General features: G+C 65.7%; 13 protein-coding genes. 10 read left to right on the plus strand and 3 right to left on the minus strand.

What is annotated here, in order from left to right:
- Positions 1-43: 43 nt before the first annotated feature.
- The 7 genes from K2X73_RS12730 (at position 44) to K2X73_RS12760 (ending at position 9901) form a co-directional block, all read left to right on the plus strand.
- On the plus strand, positions 44-2080 hold the full coding sequence (locus tag K2X73_RS12730) for a M13-type metalloendopeptidase (protein WP_294111399.1): 2037 nt from the start codon (positions 44-46) through the stop codon (positions 2078-2080).
- 68 nt (positions 2081-2148) lie between these two features.
- Complete coding sequence (locus K2X73_RS12735; RefSeq protein ID WP_294111400.1) at positions 2149-4158, plus strand: M13-type metalloendopeptidase; 2010 nt, start codon at positions 2149-2151, stop codon at positions 4156-4158.
- A 37-nt stretch (positions 4159-4195) separates the two neighbouring features.
- Positions 4196-6559, plus strand: a complete 2364-nt coding sequence (locus tag K2X73_RS12740) for an ATP-binding protein (protein ID WP_294111401.1) — start codon at positions 4196-4198, stop codon at positions 6557-6559.
- Positions 6560-6578: 19 nt separating this feature from the next.
- Positions 6579-6929 (plus strand): response regulator, encoded by a 351-nt coding sequence (locus K2X73_RS12745; RefSeq protein WP_294111403.1) that lies wholly within the window; start codon positions 6579-6581, stop codon positions 6927-6929.
- 78 nt (positions 6930-7007) lie between these two features.
- Entirely contained in the window at positions 7008-8000 is a 993-nt protein-coding gene (locus K2X73_RS12750; protein ID WP_294111404.1) for an SDR family oxidoreductase, read from the plus strand.
- Between the two features lie 94 nt (positions 8001-8094).
- Positions 8095-9183: a recombinase RecA gene (gene recA / locus K2X73_RS12755; protein WP_294111405.1), complete on the plus strand. Its 1089-nt coding sequence runs from the start codon at positions 8095-8097 to the stop codon at positions 9181-9183.
- A 94-nt stretch (positions 9184-9277) separates the two neighbouring features.
- Positions 9278-9901 (plus strand): glutathione S-transferase, encoded by a 624-nt coding sequence (locus tag K2X73_RS12760; protein WP_294111406.1) that lies wholly within the window; start codon positions 9278-9280, stop codon positions 9899-9901.
- A 245-nt stretch (positions 9902-10146) separates the two neighbouring features.
- On the opposite strand, the gene K2X73_RS12765 is transcribed toward K2X73_RS12760, so the two are convergent.
- The 3 genes from K2X73_RS12765 to K2X73_RS12775 form a co-directional block, all read right to left on the minus strand.
- Entirely contained in the window at positions 10147-10599 is a 453-nt protein-coding gene (locus K2X73_RS12765; RefSeq protein WP_294111408.1) for a MaoC family dehydratase, read from the minus strand.
- A gap of 218 nt (positions 10600-10817) precedes the next feature.
- Entirely contained in the window at positions 10818-12758 is a 1941-nt protein-coding gene (locus tag K2X73_RS12770) for a biotin carboxylase N-terminal domain-containing protein (RefSeq protein ID WP_294111409.1), read from the minus strand.
- Positions 12759-12808: 50 nt separating this feature from the next.
- Positions 12809-13282, minus strand: coding sequence for a nuclear transport factor 2 family protein (locus K2X73_RS12775; RefSeq protein WP_294111410.1), 474 nt, complete (start codon positions 13280-13282; stop codon positions 12809-12811).
- Between the two features lie 269 nt (positions 13283-13551).
- On the opposite strand from K2X73_RS12775, the gene K2X73_RS12780 reads away from it, so the two are divergent.
- The 3 genes from K2X73_RS12780 (at position 13552) to K2X73_RS12790 (ending at position 15621) form a co-directional block, all read left to right on the plus strand.
- The gene (locus K2X73_RS12780) at positions 13552-14493 is read left to right on the plus strand and encodes a cupin domain-containing protein (RefSeq protein ID WP_294111411.1); all 942 of its coding nucleotides are present in this window, start codon (positions 13552-13554) and stop codon (positions 14491-14493) included.
- A 220-nt stretch (positions 14494-14713) separates the two neighbouring features.
- Entirely contained in the window at positions 14714-15220 is a 507-nt protein-coding gene (locus K2X73_RS12785; RefSeq protein ID WP_294111412.1) for a ferritin-like domain-containing protein, read from the plus strand.
- Positions 15217-15621 (plus strand): cytochrome c family protein, encoded by a 405-nt coding sequence (locus K2X73_RS12790; RefSeq protein ID WP_294111413.1) that lies wholly within the window; start codon positions 15217-15219, stop codon positions 15619-15621. Before K2X73_RS12785 ends, K2X73_RS12790 begins: the two co-directional genes overlap by 4 nt.
- Positions 15622-15698 lie beyond the last annotated feature (77 nt).

Genomic DNA, 15698 nt, shown 5'->3' on the forward strand with positions numbered 1-15698 from the left:
TTGGATAGAACACGCGCGTCCATTTCCACCTAAGGGAAATTCCATGCGCCGTTCTCTGATCGTTACAAGCTTGCTTGCTTCGGCCGCGCTCGCCGGCATCGCCATCGCCAAGGATGCCGCTCCGACCACGCAAACAGCCGCCAAGCCTGAAATCGGATCGTTCGGCTTCGACGAGCCGGGCATGGATCGCCAGGTGAAGCCGGGTGACAGCTTCGCCGATTATGCGAGCGGCGGGTGGAAGAAGACCACCGAAATTCCGGTCGATCGCTCATCCTATGGCATGTTTCACCGCTTGCAGGACCGCTCGCTGGCGCAAACGCGGGCGATCCTGGAAGAGTCGGCAGCCAAGCCCGGCACCAAGATCGGCGATTTCTACGCGAGTTACATGGATCAGGCGACGATCGACGCCAAAGGCGCGGCGCCGATCCAGCCCTGGCTGAGCGAAATCAAGGCGGCGGGTGATCGCGACGCGCTGCTGGTTACGCTCGCCAAGCTGCAGCGCCAGGGCGTGGACGGCCTGTTCTCGCTCTACGTGAACCAGGATGAGAAGCAGCCGGATCGCTATATCGTCCATCTGGGCCAGGGCGGGATCGGTCTGCCAGACCGCGACTATTATCTGCAGGACAATTTCGCGCCCGTGCGTCAGGCCTATGTCGCCAACAGCGCGAAGATGCTGGAACTGATCGGCGACGGCGCCAATGCCACAGCGCGCGCGCAGGCGGTGTTCGATTTCGAGAAGCAACTGGCCCAGGTTCATTGGACCCGGATCGAATCGCGCGACGACGACAAGACCTATAACAAGTGGAGTGCCGGCGACCTTGACACCAAGGCGCCCGGGCTACCTTGGGGCGCGTTGCGCACAGCTTACGGGATCGCTGGCGAGGAATCGCTGATCGTCTCGCAACCGAGCGCGATCACCGGCGAGGCCAAGGTCATCGCGGCTACGCCTGTCGCGGTGCTGCGCGATTACGCCACGCTGCGCACCGTGCGCGGTTATGCCAGCTATCTCGCCAAGCCGATCGACGACGCCAATTTCGAGTTTTACGGCAAGACGCTCTCGGGCCAGCCGCAGCAGCGTGACCGCTGGAAACGCGGCGTGTCGCTCACCTCGGGCGCGCTTGGCGAGGAAATCGGCAAGGCTTATGTGGCGCGCTATTTCCCGCCCGCGACCAAGGCCGCGGCCGACCAGCTGGTGAAGAACGTGATCGCCGCGATGGGTGACCGCATCCGCAACTTGAGCTGGATGACGCCGGAAACGAAGCAGAAGGCGCTCGCCAAGCTCGCCTCGTTCACGCCCAAGATCGGCTATCCCAGCAAGTGGCGCGATTATTCTGCGCTGAACATCGTTCGTGGCGACCTGGTGGGCAATGTCGCGCGCGCCGAGGCGTTCGACTATGATCGCAACCTGGCGAAGCTCGGCAAGCCGATCGATCGCGGCGAATGGTTCATGACGCCGATGACGATCAACGCCTATGCCAATCCGGTGATGAACGAGATCGTTTTCCCGGCAGCGATCCTGCAACCGCCCTTCTTCGACGCCAAGGCCGATCCGGCGGTGAATTATGGCGGCATCGGCGCGGTGATCGGGCATGAGATCAGCCACCATTTCGATGATCAGGGCCGCAAATATGATCCGAGCGGCAAGCTCACCGACTGGTGGACCCCGGCCGATGTCGCGGCGTTCGATAAGCTCACCGGGCAGCTGGTGAAGCAGTACGATGCCTATGAGCCACTCCCTGGCCGCCATGTGCAGGGCGCGCTGACGCTGGGCGAGAATATCGCCGATCTGGCGGGGCTTTCGGTGGCGCTTGACGCCTATCACAAGTCGCTTGGCGGCAAGCCTGCGCCGGTGATCGACGGCTTTACCGGCGATCAACGCTTCTATCTGGGCTGGGCGCAGGTGTGGCGGACGAAGTATCGCGACGCGGCGCTGACCCAGCAGCTGGTGGTCGATCCGCATTCACCCGGCGATCAGCGCGCCTCGGTCGTGCGCAACCTCGATCCCTGGTATGCGGCGTTCAAGCCGCAGCCGGGCGAGAAGCTCTATCTGGCGAACGGCGACCGCGTTCGCATCTGGTGATCGATCGGGGCGGCACGGCGAACGGCGGGCCGCCCCTTGCTTTTGAGCGATATGGGAAGGGGATGTTGATGCGGTTTCGGCAGGGGATGATGCTCGCGTCGGCGGCGGCGCTGGTGGCGGGCGCGGCACTCGCGGCGCCGATGGTCAAGCCAGTGATCGGCAGTTTCGGCTTTGATGAAAGTGGCATGGACCGCCAGGCCAAGCCGGGCGACGATTTCGACACGTTCGCGAACGGGGCTTGGGAACAGCGTACCGAAATCCCCGCCGACAAGCCGAGCTTCGGCGCGTTCGACACGCTGCAGGATCTGTCGCAGCAGCGCACCCGCGGCCTGCTCGAAGCGGCGGGTCCGGGGAGCAAGATCGGCGCCGCCTATGCCGCCTATCTCGACACCAAGGCGATCGACGCCAAGGGGCTGGCGCCGATCCAGCCTTGGCTCGCGCGGATTAAGGGCGTGAACGACAAGAGCGGCTATGTGGCGCTGCTCGCCGAAGCCGGACGCAACGGCGTGAACGGCCCGTTCGGCGGCGGCATCGGCCCCGATCAGAAGGACCCCAACGCCTATACGCTCCAGCTCGGCCAGTCGGGGCTGGGGATGCCCAACCGCGACTATTATCTGAGCAGCGATCCCAAGCTGGTTGAAACCAAGGCCAAATATCTTGGCCATATCGAGCGGATGCTGACGCTCGCCGGCGAGCCCGATGCCGCCGCCCGCGCCAAGGCGATCGTCGATTTCGAAACCGCGATCGCCCAGGTGCATTGGGACAATATCCGCAGCCGCGACGCCGACCAGACCTATAACAAGATGCGCGTCGCCGATCTCCAGGCGATGGCGCCGGGGTTCGATTTCGTCCAGCTGTTCAAGGCCAATGGCTTCGCGACCGACACGCTCGTCGTGCGCCAGCCGAGCGCGGTCGCCGGCGAGGCGAAGCTGATCGCCGCCGCCCCGATCGACGTGCTGAAGGACCAGCTGCTCGTCCGCTCGCTCGAAGAGTTCGCCGACGTGCTGCCTCAGGCTTTCGATGCCGAGAATTTCGCCTTTTTCGGCACCGCCTTGCGCGGCACGCCGCAGCAATCGGATCGTTGGAAACGCGCGGTGAACTGGACTTCGGCGGCGGTGACCGACGAAGTCTCCAAAATCTACGTCGCCAAATATTTCCCGCCCGCGACCAAGGCGGCGATGGATGTGCTGGTGAAGAACATCATCGCGGCGATGGACAAGCGCATCGACAAGCTGGAATGGATGGAAGCCGGCACCAAGGCCAAGGCCCATGCCAAGCTCGCCGCCTTCACCCCGCGCATCGGCTATCCCAGCAAGTGGCGCGACTATTCGGCGCTGACGATCACCCCGGGCGACGCCTTCGGCAACAAGCTGCGCGCCAATCAATGGGCGTTCGACTATAATCGCGGCAAGCTCGGCAAGCCCGTCTATCGCTGGGAATGGGGCCTCGCGCCGATGACGGTGAACGCCCAGGCCAACCCGACGCTGGTCGCGATCACTTTCCCCGCCGCGATCCTCCAGCCGCCGTTCTTCGATCCCAAGGCCGATCCGGCGGTGAACTACGGCGCGATCGGGGCGGTGATCGGGCATGAAATGAGCCATCATTTCGACGATCAGGGATCGAAATATGACGGCACGGGCAAGCTCACCACTTGGTGGAGCCCGGCCGATGTCAGCGCGTTCAAGGCGCGCACCGCCAAGCTCGTCGCGCAATATGACGCCTATGAGCCGCTGCCCGGCTTCCATGTGAAGGGCGGGCTGACGCTGGGCGAGAACACCGCCGACATCGCCGGGCTGAACGCTGCGCTCGATGCGTATCATGCCTCGCTCGGCGGTAAAAAAGCGCCGGTGATCAACGGCTTCACCGGCGATCAGCGCTTCTTCCTGGCTTATGCCCAGGTGTGGCGGCGCAAGCACCGCGAGGGCGATCTGCGCAACCGGCTGCTCACCGATCCGCACGCACCCGCCGAACAGCGGGTGTGGACGGTGCGCAACATGGACGCCTGGTATCAGGCGTTCGGGGCTCAGTCGGGCGAAAAGCTCTATCTGGCGCCCGAGGCACGGGTGCGCATCTGGTAAGCCTTGACGGCGGCGACGGCTGGGCCATGACGCGTTGATGCCCAGCCTCGCCGCCGCTTCCTCCTCCCGTACCCCCGCGCTGATCGCGCTGCTCGCCGGGCTTGGCGCCGGTGGGCTGGTCCTGTGGGCGGCGGGCGACTGGCGGATCGCCGCCGGCTTCGCGGCGAGCGCATTGATCGGGCTCGGCCTGATCATGGCGGCGCGCTCGTTCGCGCCCAAGCCGGTGGCCGCTGAGCCCACCACCGATTGGTCGCTCGCTCGGGCGCTCGCCGACGTCGCGACCGAGGCGGTCGCGGTGACCGATCATGGCGGCCGGCTGGTCTGCGCGAACGAGGCGTACCAGGCGCTGTTCCCGGAACTGCCGACGCCGCCCAATCTTCCGCTGGGCGAAAGTCTGGTCGCTACACTCGCCGATGCCGGGCGAGCCGCCTGGCGTGACGGGCTTGGGACAGCCAAGCTCGCGCTGCCCGAGGGCGAGGCGCAGCTGCGGGTCGCCCGGATCGGCGGCGGCGACGAACTACTGATCTGGCGCCTCGCGCTTCGCGAGCGGCAGGATTTGGCGCAACAGGCGGAAGCGCTCATCACCGGCCCCGCTGGGGCACGGCTGGGGAGCGCGGGGTTGATGGTCGCGTTGCTGTCACCCGAGGGGCGGGTGCGCGCGGCGAACCAGGTGCTGGGGCTGCGCGCTTTGGGCGACGGTTCCTCGCTCATTGGTCGAGACTTCGCGCAGTGCTTGGCGACCGATAACGAGGGCCTGCTCCGCTTCGCGCGCGAAGGGGCGGGCGGCACGCCGTTACGGCTGATCCAGCTGCCGTTCTTGGAGGGTGATCGCGCGCCGTTGCTGATCGCGCTCCTCGACGAGGAAGCACCGATCGCCGCTACGGGAGGCACCGCCGCGATCCAGGCGCTGATTACCTTGCTTCCCTTCGGTATCGCGCTGGTCGACCGCGAGGGGCGCTTCGTGGAGATGAACGCCGCGTTCCGCCGCGCGGCGATGGTCGATGCCGCCGCGCCGCCTCTCTATCCGGGCGATCTGGTGGTCCGCGAGGACAAGGCGGCGCTGGCGGACAGCGTGCGCCGCTTCGCCAATGGCGCGAGCCATGCGACGGACATCGCCGTTCGGCTCCGCGCCCGGCCCGACGATGCGGTATCGCTCACCATCGCCGGGGCGCGCGGGCTGGGCGAGGCGGCGGTGCTGATCGCGCTCAAGGATAATGGCGAGGAAGGCCGGCTGAAGCAGGAAGTAGCGCAGGCGACCAAGATGCAGGCGGTCGGCCAGCTTGCCGGCGGTGTCGCCCATGATTTCAACAACATCCTCACCGCGATCATCGGCCACTGCGACCTAATGCTGATGCGCCACGCGCCAGGCGACAGCGATTACGACGACATCCAGCAAATCCGCGCCAACTCTAACCGCGCGGCGAGCCTGACGCGGCAATTGCTCGCCTTTTCGCGCCAGCAGACGCTGCGCCCCCAGGTGCTGCAGCTTCCGGACGTGATTTCCGAAGTCTCCGCGTTGCTCAAGCGGCTGCTGGGGGAGACCGTGCGGCTAGAGGTGACGCATGGCCGCGCGCTGGGCGCGGTGCGCGCCGATCCGGGGCAGCTCGAGCAGGTGGTGATGAACCTGGCGGTCAACGCCCGCGACGCGATCCTCACGAAGCCGCCGCGCGGGGGCGGCGTGCTGCGGATCGAGACCTTCGCTGTCTCCGCTCAGGAGGTGCGCAAGATGGGCGCCGAGTTCATGGCACCGGGCGACTACACTGCGCTCGCCATCAGCGATAATGGCGCCGGCATCCCGGCCGAGGTACTGCCGAAAATCTTCGAACCCTTCTTCACCACGAAAGAAGTCGGTAAGGGAACGGGGCTCGGCCTGTCGACCGTCTATGGCATCGTCAAGCAATCGGGCGGCTATATCTTCGCTGACTCGACGCAAGGGGAGGGCGCGCGCTTCACGATCTATCTTCCCGTTCACCGCGCTGAGGCGGCCGCCAAGGCGGCGAAACGCCCGCCCGCCGCCAAACCCACCGAGCTATGGGGCAGCGGCATGATCGTCTTGGTGGAAGACGAGGACATGGTACGCGCTGTCGCCGAGCGCGCGCTCACCCGCCAGGGCTATAAGGTGCTCACCGCCGAACATGGGGAGGCCGCGCTCGATCTGCTCGGGCGGATCGACAAGCCCGATTTGCTCGTCTCCGACGTGGTGATGCCAACGATGGACGGCCCCACGCTCGTCCGCGCCGCGCGGGAGCGTTATCCCGATCTGCCGATCCTGTTCATGTCCGGCTATGCCGAGGAACAATTACGCAAGTCGATCGATCTGGCGAATGTCGCCTTCCTGCCGAAACCTTTCTCGGTTCAGCAATTGGCGGAGGCGGTGCGCGGTGCCTTGGCGCCGCGCTGAGCAGGCGTTAGGGAGGCATATGACCGTCCAGAAGATCCTCGTTGTCGAAGACGAGCCGTTGATCGCGATGATGATCGAGGATTTTCTCGACATGCTCGGCAAATCGCACGCGGGCACGGCGGATAATGTGTCCGAGGCGCTGGCGATGGTCGACGCGGGCGGCATTGACGCGGCGATCCTCGATTTGAACCTGCGTGGCGGCGAGACGAGTTGGCCGGTTGCCGAGCGCCTCGCTCAGGCAGGTGTGCCGTTCATTTTCGCGAGCGGTGGGCTCGGCGAAAGCGTCGATCCGCCGTTCAACGACCGTCCCGTGCTGCCAAAGCCCTTCACCATCGACGCGGTCGCCAAGGCACTCGACGCCCTGGGCTGAGCCGCGCGCGGGTCGGGCGCCCGCAACCGGCGCCGCGCCGGTCCGTTGATGCCGCTCTTAGCCACGAGGAGCGCGACGATGACCGATACCCCCTCCCGCCGCAATGTGATGATCGGCTCGGCGATCGGCGCGGCCTCCGCGCTCGCCGCCCCGTCGCTGGGTGAGGCGCGCGCGACCCGCGCCGACGCCGCCCCACCGCGCGATCCGCGCGGGCTCTATCCCAAGCCGCCGTTCAAGCGCCAGGAGCAGCCCTGGCCGGGGCTCGCCAGCAAGATGGAGCCGCGACCCGACCATGGCGAACAGAACTATCGCGGCAGCGGCCGGCTGAGCGGGCGGCGCGCGCTGATCACCGGCGGCGATTCGGGGATGGGGGCGGCCGCCGCAATCGCTTATGCGCGGGAGGGTGCCGATGTCGCAATCAACTTCCTGCTCGACGAACAGCCCGACGCCGATCTGGTGCTGCGCGAAATCCGCGCGGCGGGCCGCAAGGGTGTACCGCTGCCGGGCGATTTGCGCGACGAGGGCTTTTGCCAGAATCTCATCGAAGACGCCGTCAAACAACTGGGTGGGATCGACATTCTGGTGTCGAACGCCGCGCGCCAACAGGCGCACCCCTCGATCATGGACATCAGCAGCGAGAATTTCGACTGGACGATGAAGACCAACATCTATGCGCCTTTCTGGCTGATCAAGGCGGCGCTCCCGCATCTGAAGCCGGGCGCGGTGATCATCGGCACCACCTCCGAACAGGCGCAGGACCCCTCCGCGGATCTGTACGACTATGCGATGACCAAGGCGGCGACGACGAGCTATATCCGTAGCCTCGCCAAGCAACTCGCCGGGCGCGGCATCCGGGTGAACGGGGTAGCGCCGGGGCCGATCTGGACGCCGCTCCAGGTGTCGGGTGGCGCGTCGATGGACAAGCTGGAGAAATTCGGCGGGCAGACGCCGCTCGGCCGCCCCGGCCAGCCGGGCGAGCTGGCCGGCATCTACGTCGCGCTCGCCGAGCCGGGGAACAGCTATGCGACCGGCCAGGTCTATGGCGCGATGGGCGGGGGCGGCCAGCCCTGATTGCCTTCATGTTCCCCTCTTGTTCGATCGGAACATTTGTTGTACATCGCCTACTTGAACGCCCGGCCCCGCCGGGCTAGCGAGGAGCTTGGCGATGACGACGAAGCTGAAGGTGGTCGAGACGATGGCGGTGGCGGGGGACAAAATGGCGGCGGATCGCCAAAAGGCGCTCGAAGCGGCGCTGGCGCAGATCGACCGGGCGTTCGGCAAGGGCTCAGCGATGCGGCTGGGCGACAAGGCGACGATGCAGGTCGAGGCGATCTCGACCGGGTCGCTCGGGCTCGACATCGCGCTCGGTGTCGGCGGCTTGCCGCGCGGGCGGGTGATTGAGATTTATGGGCCGGAAAGCTCGGGGAAAACGACGCTCGCGCTCCACGTGATCGCGGAAGCCCAGAAGCAGGGCGGCATGGCGGCATTCGTTGATGCCGAACACGCGCTGGACCCCGTTTATGCGAAGAAACTGGGGGTCGATATCGACCAGCTGATCGTCTCACAGCCCGATACCGGTGAACAGGCGCTGGAGATCACCGATACGTTGGTGCGCTCTAACGCGATTGACGTGCTGGTGGTCGATTCGGTCGCCGCGCTCGTGCCGCGCGCCGAAATCGAGGGCGAGATGGGTGACAGCCATGTCGGCCTGCAGGCGCGGCTGATGTCGCAATCGCTGCGCAAGCTCACCGGCTCGATCAGCCGCTCGCGCTGCATGGTGATCTTCATCAACCAGCTGCGCCAGAAGATCGGCGTGATGTACGGCAATCCCGAGACGACGACCGGCGGCAACGCGCTCAAATTTTATGCGAGCGTCCGGCTCGACATCCGCCGCACCGGCCAGATCAAGGACCGCGAGGATGTGATCGGCAACACCACCCGGGTGAAGGTGGTGAAGAACAAGGTCGCGCCGCCGTTCAAGCAGGTCGAGTTCGACATCATGTACGGCCAGGGCATTTCGAAGATCGGCGAGATTCTTGATCTCGGCGTTAAGGCCGGGCTGGTCGAGAAATCGGGCGCCTGGTTCAGCTATGACAGCATTCGCATCGGCCAGGGCCGGGAGAATGCGAAGAATTATCTGCTCGAGAATGCCGAAGTCGCCGATCGGCTTGAGCGCGCCATCCGCGGGCGGATGGACAAGGTGGCCGAAGAGATGATGGCCGGCCCCGAGGAGGACGAGGCCGACGATCTTTGAGTTGTGGCGCCGCCATCGTCCGCGCGGTGATGGCGGCTCTCGACACCCCAGGCGCCCCGGTTAAGGTGAGGGGAGATTTGCGCCAGGGGGTATCATGATCACCGTCCATCACCTCAATAATTCGCGCTCGCAGCGGGTGCTTTGGCTGCTCGAGGAACTCGAATTGCCTTACGAGATCCGCTTCTATCAGCGCGATAGCAAGACGATGCTTGCACCGCCAACGCTGGCGGCGGTGCATCCTCTGGGCAAGTCGCCGGTGATTGAGGACGAGGGCTGCGTCGTCGCCGAGACGGGGGCGATCATCGAATATCTCACCGAAAAGGCCGATGGCCGGCTGGGCGCGCCAGCGCATCGTGGCGACGCGCTGCGCTATCGTTATTTCCTGCATTATGCCGAGGGCTCGGTGATGCCGCCGCTGTTGCTGAAACTGGTGCTCGGTCGCGTGCCGCTGTTCGGCAAATCGGCGCAGAAGCGGGTGCAGCCGATGATCGACCGCCATCTTGATTATATCGAGGGCGAACTCGCCAGCCGGCCTTGGTTCGCGGGCGGCGCTTTCACCGCCGCCGATGTGATGATGAGCTTCCCGCTGGAGGCCGCGCGTGGCCGCGCCGGGCTCGACGCGAGCCGTCCGGCGACGATCGCCTGGCTCGACAAGATCCACGCTCGCCCGGCCTATCAGGCAGCGCTCAACAAGGGCGGTACCTATGCCTATGCGTGAAACGGATCGATCCGAGTAGAGCGTGGACCTGCCGTCGGAGATGGCCAGCTGACGAGGGCGTAACCAACCTTGGCCGTTCTTAACGCAGTGGCGCGCTGAGATCCCACGAGTGTCGATCGTTCGGGTTGGCTCAGCCGGGTTGTGTCCTGTTCGCTGCGAAGAAGCTGCGCGGGGCCAGCACGGTCATTCCTTTCCAAGTGGTGTCCAGGCTGGCGTTCCCTCGGGCCACCACACCGATCCAAAGTTCAGTTCATGCGTTTCAACAACAACGCGGTGCGCAAACATTCGCACACTCGCTCGTCGCGCTGGTTGAGCATTTGGTGGCGCCATGTGACCAGCCCGGCATTGGGGCGGGACTTGCTCTCGCGCAGATCGGTGACTTCGCTTGTCGCGCGCAGCGTGTCGCCGATGAAGACGGGGGCGGGCATCACGAGCTTGTCATAGCCGAGATTGGCGACGAGCGTGCCCATCGTCGTCTCGGCGACGGTGATCCCCACCATCAGGCTGAAGGTAAAGGTGCCGTTGACGAGGATGCGGCCAAACTCGCTCGCCTTTGCCGCTTCGGCGTCGAGGTGGAGCGGCTGGGGGTTGTGCGTCATCGTCGACCACAGGAGGTTGTCGGTCTCCGTTACCGTGCGGCGCAAGGGGTGCTCGATGGTCTCGCCGAGCTGCCATTCGTCGAAATATTTGCCGGGCATTCTTGCTTCCCTATTTCCCTCGCCCCTGCTTGCAGGAGAGAGGGTTGCGTAGACTTAATCTTTGTGCAGCAAAGGCTTAGTCGGCGCTGGGTGAGGGGTATAAGCGACCGCGGAAGTGGTCGCGCGACCGCGCGGGCGACGGCTTCCCCTCATCCAAGCGCCGCTAGGCGGCTCGCGCCGCCAAGCTCTGCTATCCTTCTCCCGCAGGCGGGAGAAGGCTATTCCTTCGCCGCCACCCGTACGAGCAGCGCCTCGACCGGCACCTGCGCGCCGGGCACGGCGTTGAGTTCGGCCACCACCCCGTCGAACGGCGCGGTGATCGCGTGCTCCATCTTCATCGCTTCGAGTGTGACGAGGCGCTGGCCCTTGGTAACCTTGTCGCCAGGCGCGACTTCGACCGCCGTGATGCGCCCGGGCATCGGAGCAAGGAGGGCACCGGAACTTTGCCCAGAGCCGGTAGTAAAGCGCTCGGAGCCGACGAATGCAAATCGGTGCTGAGCAACGTGGCGGTCGTCTCGGACCCACACGGCTTCGTCGTCGAAATCATAATATTCAGGGGCAACGATGCCGGTGTGGTCCAAGTCGATGACTTGGGGCTCCCCGTCCACTGACAGCCGCACCCGCCGGTTCTGCTGCGCATTCACGCGAAAGCCGAACATCGGGTTCCAAACAGCGTCGGGTAGAGCAATCCAACTGCGGTTCCCGTTGCCGCCGAGATATGGCTGCACAAACGTAGATGAGGACGGGTTCTCAAGCAGCAGGATTGCGCCGGCGCTCGTTAATCGGTCATCGGGAACTTCGCGATCGGTGAGCGTCTCAATCCGACGCTGGATCAAGCCAGTATCGACGTTACCATCACGGAATTCCCGGGCGGTAAGCGCCCGTACGAGAAACTCAGCGTTTGTCCGAACTGGCGCTATCTGAACTCTTGCACAGGCAGCGGCTAGCTGGCCTATAGCATCCGCGCGCGTTCGGCCATGCTCCACCAACTTGGCTATCATGGGATCATAGAAGGGGCTCACCGCGCCGCCTGCCGTAACGCCTGCCTCGACGCGCGATGCGAGTAGGTTGCAGGACTCGAGTCGCCCCACGCTCGGCAGGAACCCCTTGGCCGGATCCTCCGCATAGAGCCGCGCTTCGATCGCCCAGCCATTGATACTCAGCTCCTCCTGCCGCTTGGGCAGCGTTTCGCCGCTCGCGACGCGCAGCTGCCATTCGACGAGATCAACCCCGGTAATCTCCTCGGTCACCGGATGCTCGACCTGGAGCCGCGTGTTCATTTCCATGAACCAGATGCGGTCGGCGCGCAGGCCCTCGCTCGCGTCGGCGATGAACTCGATCGTGCCAGCCCCGACATAATCGACCGCCCGCGCCGCGCGCACCGCGGTTGCGCACAGGGCGGCGCGGGTATCCTCGGACATGCCAGGGGCGGGGGCTTCCTCGATCACCTTCTGGTGGCGTCGCTGGAGCGAGCAGTCGCGTTCGAACAGGTGAACGATGTTGCCGTGGATGTCGCCGAACACCTGCACTTCGATATGGCGCGGCGAGAGGATATATTTCTCGATCAGCACCCGGTCGTCGCCGAAGCTGGAGGCCGCCTCGCGCTTGCAGCTGGCGAGGGCGTCGGCGAAATCGGCGGCCGCGTCCACCCGGCGCATCCCCTTGCCGCCGCCGCCCGCGACCGCCTTGATCAGCACCGGGTAGCCGACCCCGTCGGCTTCCGCGCGGAGCCGGTCCAGGCTTTGGTCTTCGCCGAGATAGCCGGGCGTCACCTGCACGCCGGCGTCCGCCATCAGCTTCTTGGCGGCGTCCTTCAGCCCCATCGCGCGGATCGAGTGCGGCGTCGCACCGACCCAGATCAGCCCTGCGGTCGCAACGGCCTCGGCGAACTCGGCGTTCTCCGACAGGAAGCCATAGCCGGGGTGGATCGCCTCGGCCCCCGTTGCCAGTGCCGCCGCGATGATCTTGTCGCCGCGCAAATAGCTCTCGCGTGCTGGCGAAGGGCCGATATGCAACGCCTCGTCAGCTTGGCGCACATGCAATGCCTTGGCGTCGGCGTCCGAATAGACGGCGATGGTGCGAATGCCCATCGCCCGGGCGGTCCGGATGATGCGGCAGGCGATTTCGCCGCGATTGGCGATCAGGAGCGAGGCGATCATTCGAGGGGCGATAACCGCTCAAGCGCCGCTGTGCATCTGATTTCAGCCGCCTAGCTTCCAGCCTCGCACTGGGTACGGTTCGACCAGCTGAGATTCTGCACCTTCCAACTGCCGCCCTCGCGCACCAGATCGAAGAGATCATAGCCGCAATGATGAAGCTTGCCGTCGATGTAGAAGTTGTAGCGGCCCCATACATACGCCAGGTCGCCGTCGATCTCGATCGCGGGATCGTAGAGCCGTTCCTCGAAGCGCTCCGGCCCGGGCGTGAAGCGCGCGAGCAGCGCCTCGCGGGTGAAATGGACGATGCGCCGGCTGCCATCGGGGTTCTCGCTGGCGACGGTCGCGGTTGCCTCAGGGCGGAGCGTGTCGGCGATCTTCGCGGCGTCGCGCGCGGCGATGCCGGCGAACAGCGCGTTGACGGTCTGCATCACCCGCGTCTCCTCGCCTTGCGGCTGCGGCGGAAGGCCGGTGCCTTTGGGGAGGGGCGCAACGGGAGTGGTTTGGAGGAGAAGGGCGAGGATCATTCAAGGCTCCGGCGCAACAGCTGGCGTTGGCAAAGCATAGCCCGTCCTCGCTGGCAATGGGGCGCCGCATCGCGCGACCCGATCAACCCCGGGCCGGGGCGCGGTGGGCGGTGCCAGACTTTCGGGCGGGCGCGCCGCCCTCGGCACTAAGGCCCCACATTGGGCCCGCCCAACTGGCTGTTCAGGACGATCGGCATAATCTTTGGGAGCATCGGTTTGGCCCAGGCCGCCAAAAGAGCGCCCGGTATCGGCCCAACGGGAAAGGCGCAATGGACATACTCAGCGATATTTTCGAGACGGTGCAACTTCGCGGCACGCTCTATTTTCGAACCGATTTCAGCCACCCTTGGGGGGTTACCGTGCCGCCGCTTGGGCGAGCGACGCGCTTTCATTACGTTCTCGCGGGGAGTTGCTGGCTGCAACTGGGCGAGGCCGCGCCGGTACAGCTTAATCGCGGCGATTTCGTGCTGGTTCCAGGAGGGCTCTCGCACATTCTCACCAGCGCGCCCGATCAGAGCGCGCCGCCGCTCGAGGCGCTTCTGTACGAGGCCAATTATCAGGGTGACGGGTATTTGGTTCTGCCTGGCGGTGACCCGCAGGCGGGCACCCAGCTCGTTTGTGGGCATTTCTCCTTCGCGCGCGGAGCAGATCATCCCCTGCTGCGCGCGATGCCCGATCGCATCATCATTACCGCCGCCGATCGCGAACGGCGCCGCTGGCTGAGCGCGGTGCTGGACCTGTGCGCCACCACCATCTTCCACGATCCGCACGCGCCGGTGGGCGTGGTGCGCCGTCTTTCCGAGGTCGTGCTGCTAGAGGCGTTGCGCTCGGCCGAGGACGAGGCGCCCGAAGTGCGGCGGATGATCGCGGGCTTCGCCGATCCACGGGTTGGGCGCGCGATCGCGCTGATCCACCGCGAGCCCGAGCGGGCCTGGACGATCGACTCGCTCGCTCGTGAAGCGGCGATGTCGCGCACCCGTTTCGCCGCGCGCTTTCGGGCGTTGATCGGCACGACGCCAATCGCCTATCTCAGCGAGTGGCGTCTGCAACGCGCGGCGGCGCTGCTCGCCAGTTCGAGCCGTCCGGTGGGAGAGATCGCCCATGCCTGCGGCTACACCAATGCGGCCTCGTTCGCCCGCGCTTTCGCCGAACGTTTCGGCGAAACGCCGAACCGCTTCCGTCAGTCGAGCGACCCAGCCGAGGCCGGTTAATCGCAGCGTTCCAATTGCGATGCCGAGCGTCCCACTCTGCGTCCGGGCGATTTCGGCCCTGTTCCGCCACCGCTACATGCCATGCGCCGGGGAGAGCGCACGCCGCGCCAGCTCCAGGGCAGGACGACGCAGGAGACAGTGATGATCGACGATGAGAATGGCACCGATCGGCGAGCGATGCTGAAAGCGGTGGCTCTGGCTGGCGCGGCCGCCGGCGGCAGTGCGTTGCTTCCCACCGCCTTGTTCGCGGCGCCGGATCGCCGGGCGCTCGGGAACGCTCGCCAACGACGTGTCGGTGATGCAAGGCGCGCTGGCGCTGGAGCACGAAGGGATCGCGGCCTATAAGATCGCGGCGGGCAGCGGATTGTTGAGCCCCGGCACGATCGCGGTCGCGAGCGTGTTCCTCGGCCATCATGAGGGCCACCGCGACGAGCTCGCCAAGCTGATCGCGCAGGTTGGCGGCAAGCCGGTCGAACCCAAGAGTAACGCCGATTACATCCGCGATCTGAACATCGCTTCGCTCAAATCGGAAGCGGATGTCGTGAAGTTCGCCGCGGGTCTCGAGCAGGGCGCGACCAACGCCTATGTCGGCCAGATCGCGGCGCTGCGCGACCCAAAGATCGCGCATCTCTTCGCGCAATTGGGCACCGACGAGGCAGTCCACTGGGCGTTGCTTAACAACGCCGCCGGCGGCAGCGTGCCCAAGACCGCGTTTCTGTTCGCTTGAGCGGCGCGGTCGACCTCATGGTTGTGAACCGCCTCGCTTGGGCCGCCACGGCAATGTTGGTTGCCGTGGCGACACCCACGCGCGTCGACGCTCAAACCGACGCACCGCCGCCTGGCATGGCCGAGTATCAGGCCAAATGCGGTGGCTGCCATTCGCTGGACGCCAACCGCATCGGGCCGATGCATCGCGGTATCGTCGGGCGCCGGGTGGCGTCCGCGCCGGGCTATGACTATTCGGCCGCGTTACGCAAGCTCGGCGGCCAATGGACTCCGGCCCGGCTCGATCAGTGGTTGCAGGGGCCGCAAAAGCTGGCGCCGGGCAGCAAGATGTTTCTGACGGTGCCAGACCCCGCAACGCGGCGAGCGATCATCGCATATCTCGTCGCTAATCCCGCGCGTTGAGCGCAGCGGGCGACGCGATAGGGGGGAGGGCGAGAACCCGCAATGGCCCCCGGCCAAATCCCTCCCGGGCCTAGCCC

Origin of the sequence: Sphingomonas sp., assembly GCF_019746665.1 — a bacterium.
Taxonomy (GTDB): Bacteria; Pseudomonadota; Alphaproteobacteria; order Sphingomonadales; family Sphingomonadaceae; genus Sphingomonas.

Excerpts from the sequence above, each read along its gene's own strand:
- K2X73_RS12760 (WP_294111406.1), top strand. The coding sequence starts at position 9,278 with ATGATCACCGTCCATCACCTCAATAATTCGCGCTCGCAGCGGGTGCTT.
- K2X73_RS12775 (WP_294111410.1), bottom strand. The coding sequence starts at position 13,282 with ATGATCCTCGCCCTTCTCCTCCAAACCACTCCCGTTGCGCCCCTCCCC.
- recA (WP_294111405.1), top strand. The coding sequence starts at position 8,095 with ATGACGACGAAGCTGAAGGTGGTCGAGACGATGGCGGTGGCGGGGGAC.
- K2X73_RS12735 (WP_294111400.1), top strand. The coding sequence starts at position 2,149 with ATGCGGTTTCGGCAGGGGATGATGCTCGCGTCGGCGGCGGCGCTGGTG.
- K2X73_RS12770 (WP_294111409.1), bottom strand. The coding sequence starts at position 12,758 with ATGATCGCCTCGCTCCTGATCGCCAATCGCGGCGAAATCGCCTGCCGC.
- K2X73_RS12750 (WP_294111404.1), top strand. The coding sequence starts at position 7,008 with ATGACCGATACCCCCTCCCGCCGCAATGTGATGATCGGCTCGGCGATC.
- K2X73_RS12740 (WP_294111401.1), top strand. The coding sequence starts at position 4,196 with ATGCCCAGCCTCGCCGCCGCTTCCTCCTCCCGTACCCCCGCGCTGATC.
- K2X73_RS12745 (WP_294111403.1), top strand. The coding sequence starts at position 6,579 with ATGACCGTCCAGAAGATCCTCGTTGTCGAAGACGAGCCGTTGATCGCG.
- K2X73_RS12730 (WP_294111399.1), top strand. The coding sequence starts at position 44 with ATGCGCCGTTCTCTGATCGTTACAAGCTTGCTTGCTTCGGCCGCGCTC.
- K2X73_RS12765 (WP_294111408.1), bottom strand. The coding sequence starts at position 10,599 with ATGCCCGGCAAATATTTCGACGAATGGCAGCTCGGCGAGACCATCGAG.
- K2X73_RS12780 (WP_294111411.1), top strand. The coding sequence starts at position 13,552 with ATGGACATACTCAGCGATATTTTCGAGACGGTGCAACTTCGCGGCACG.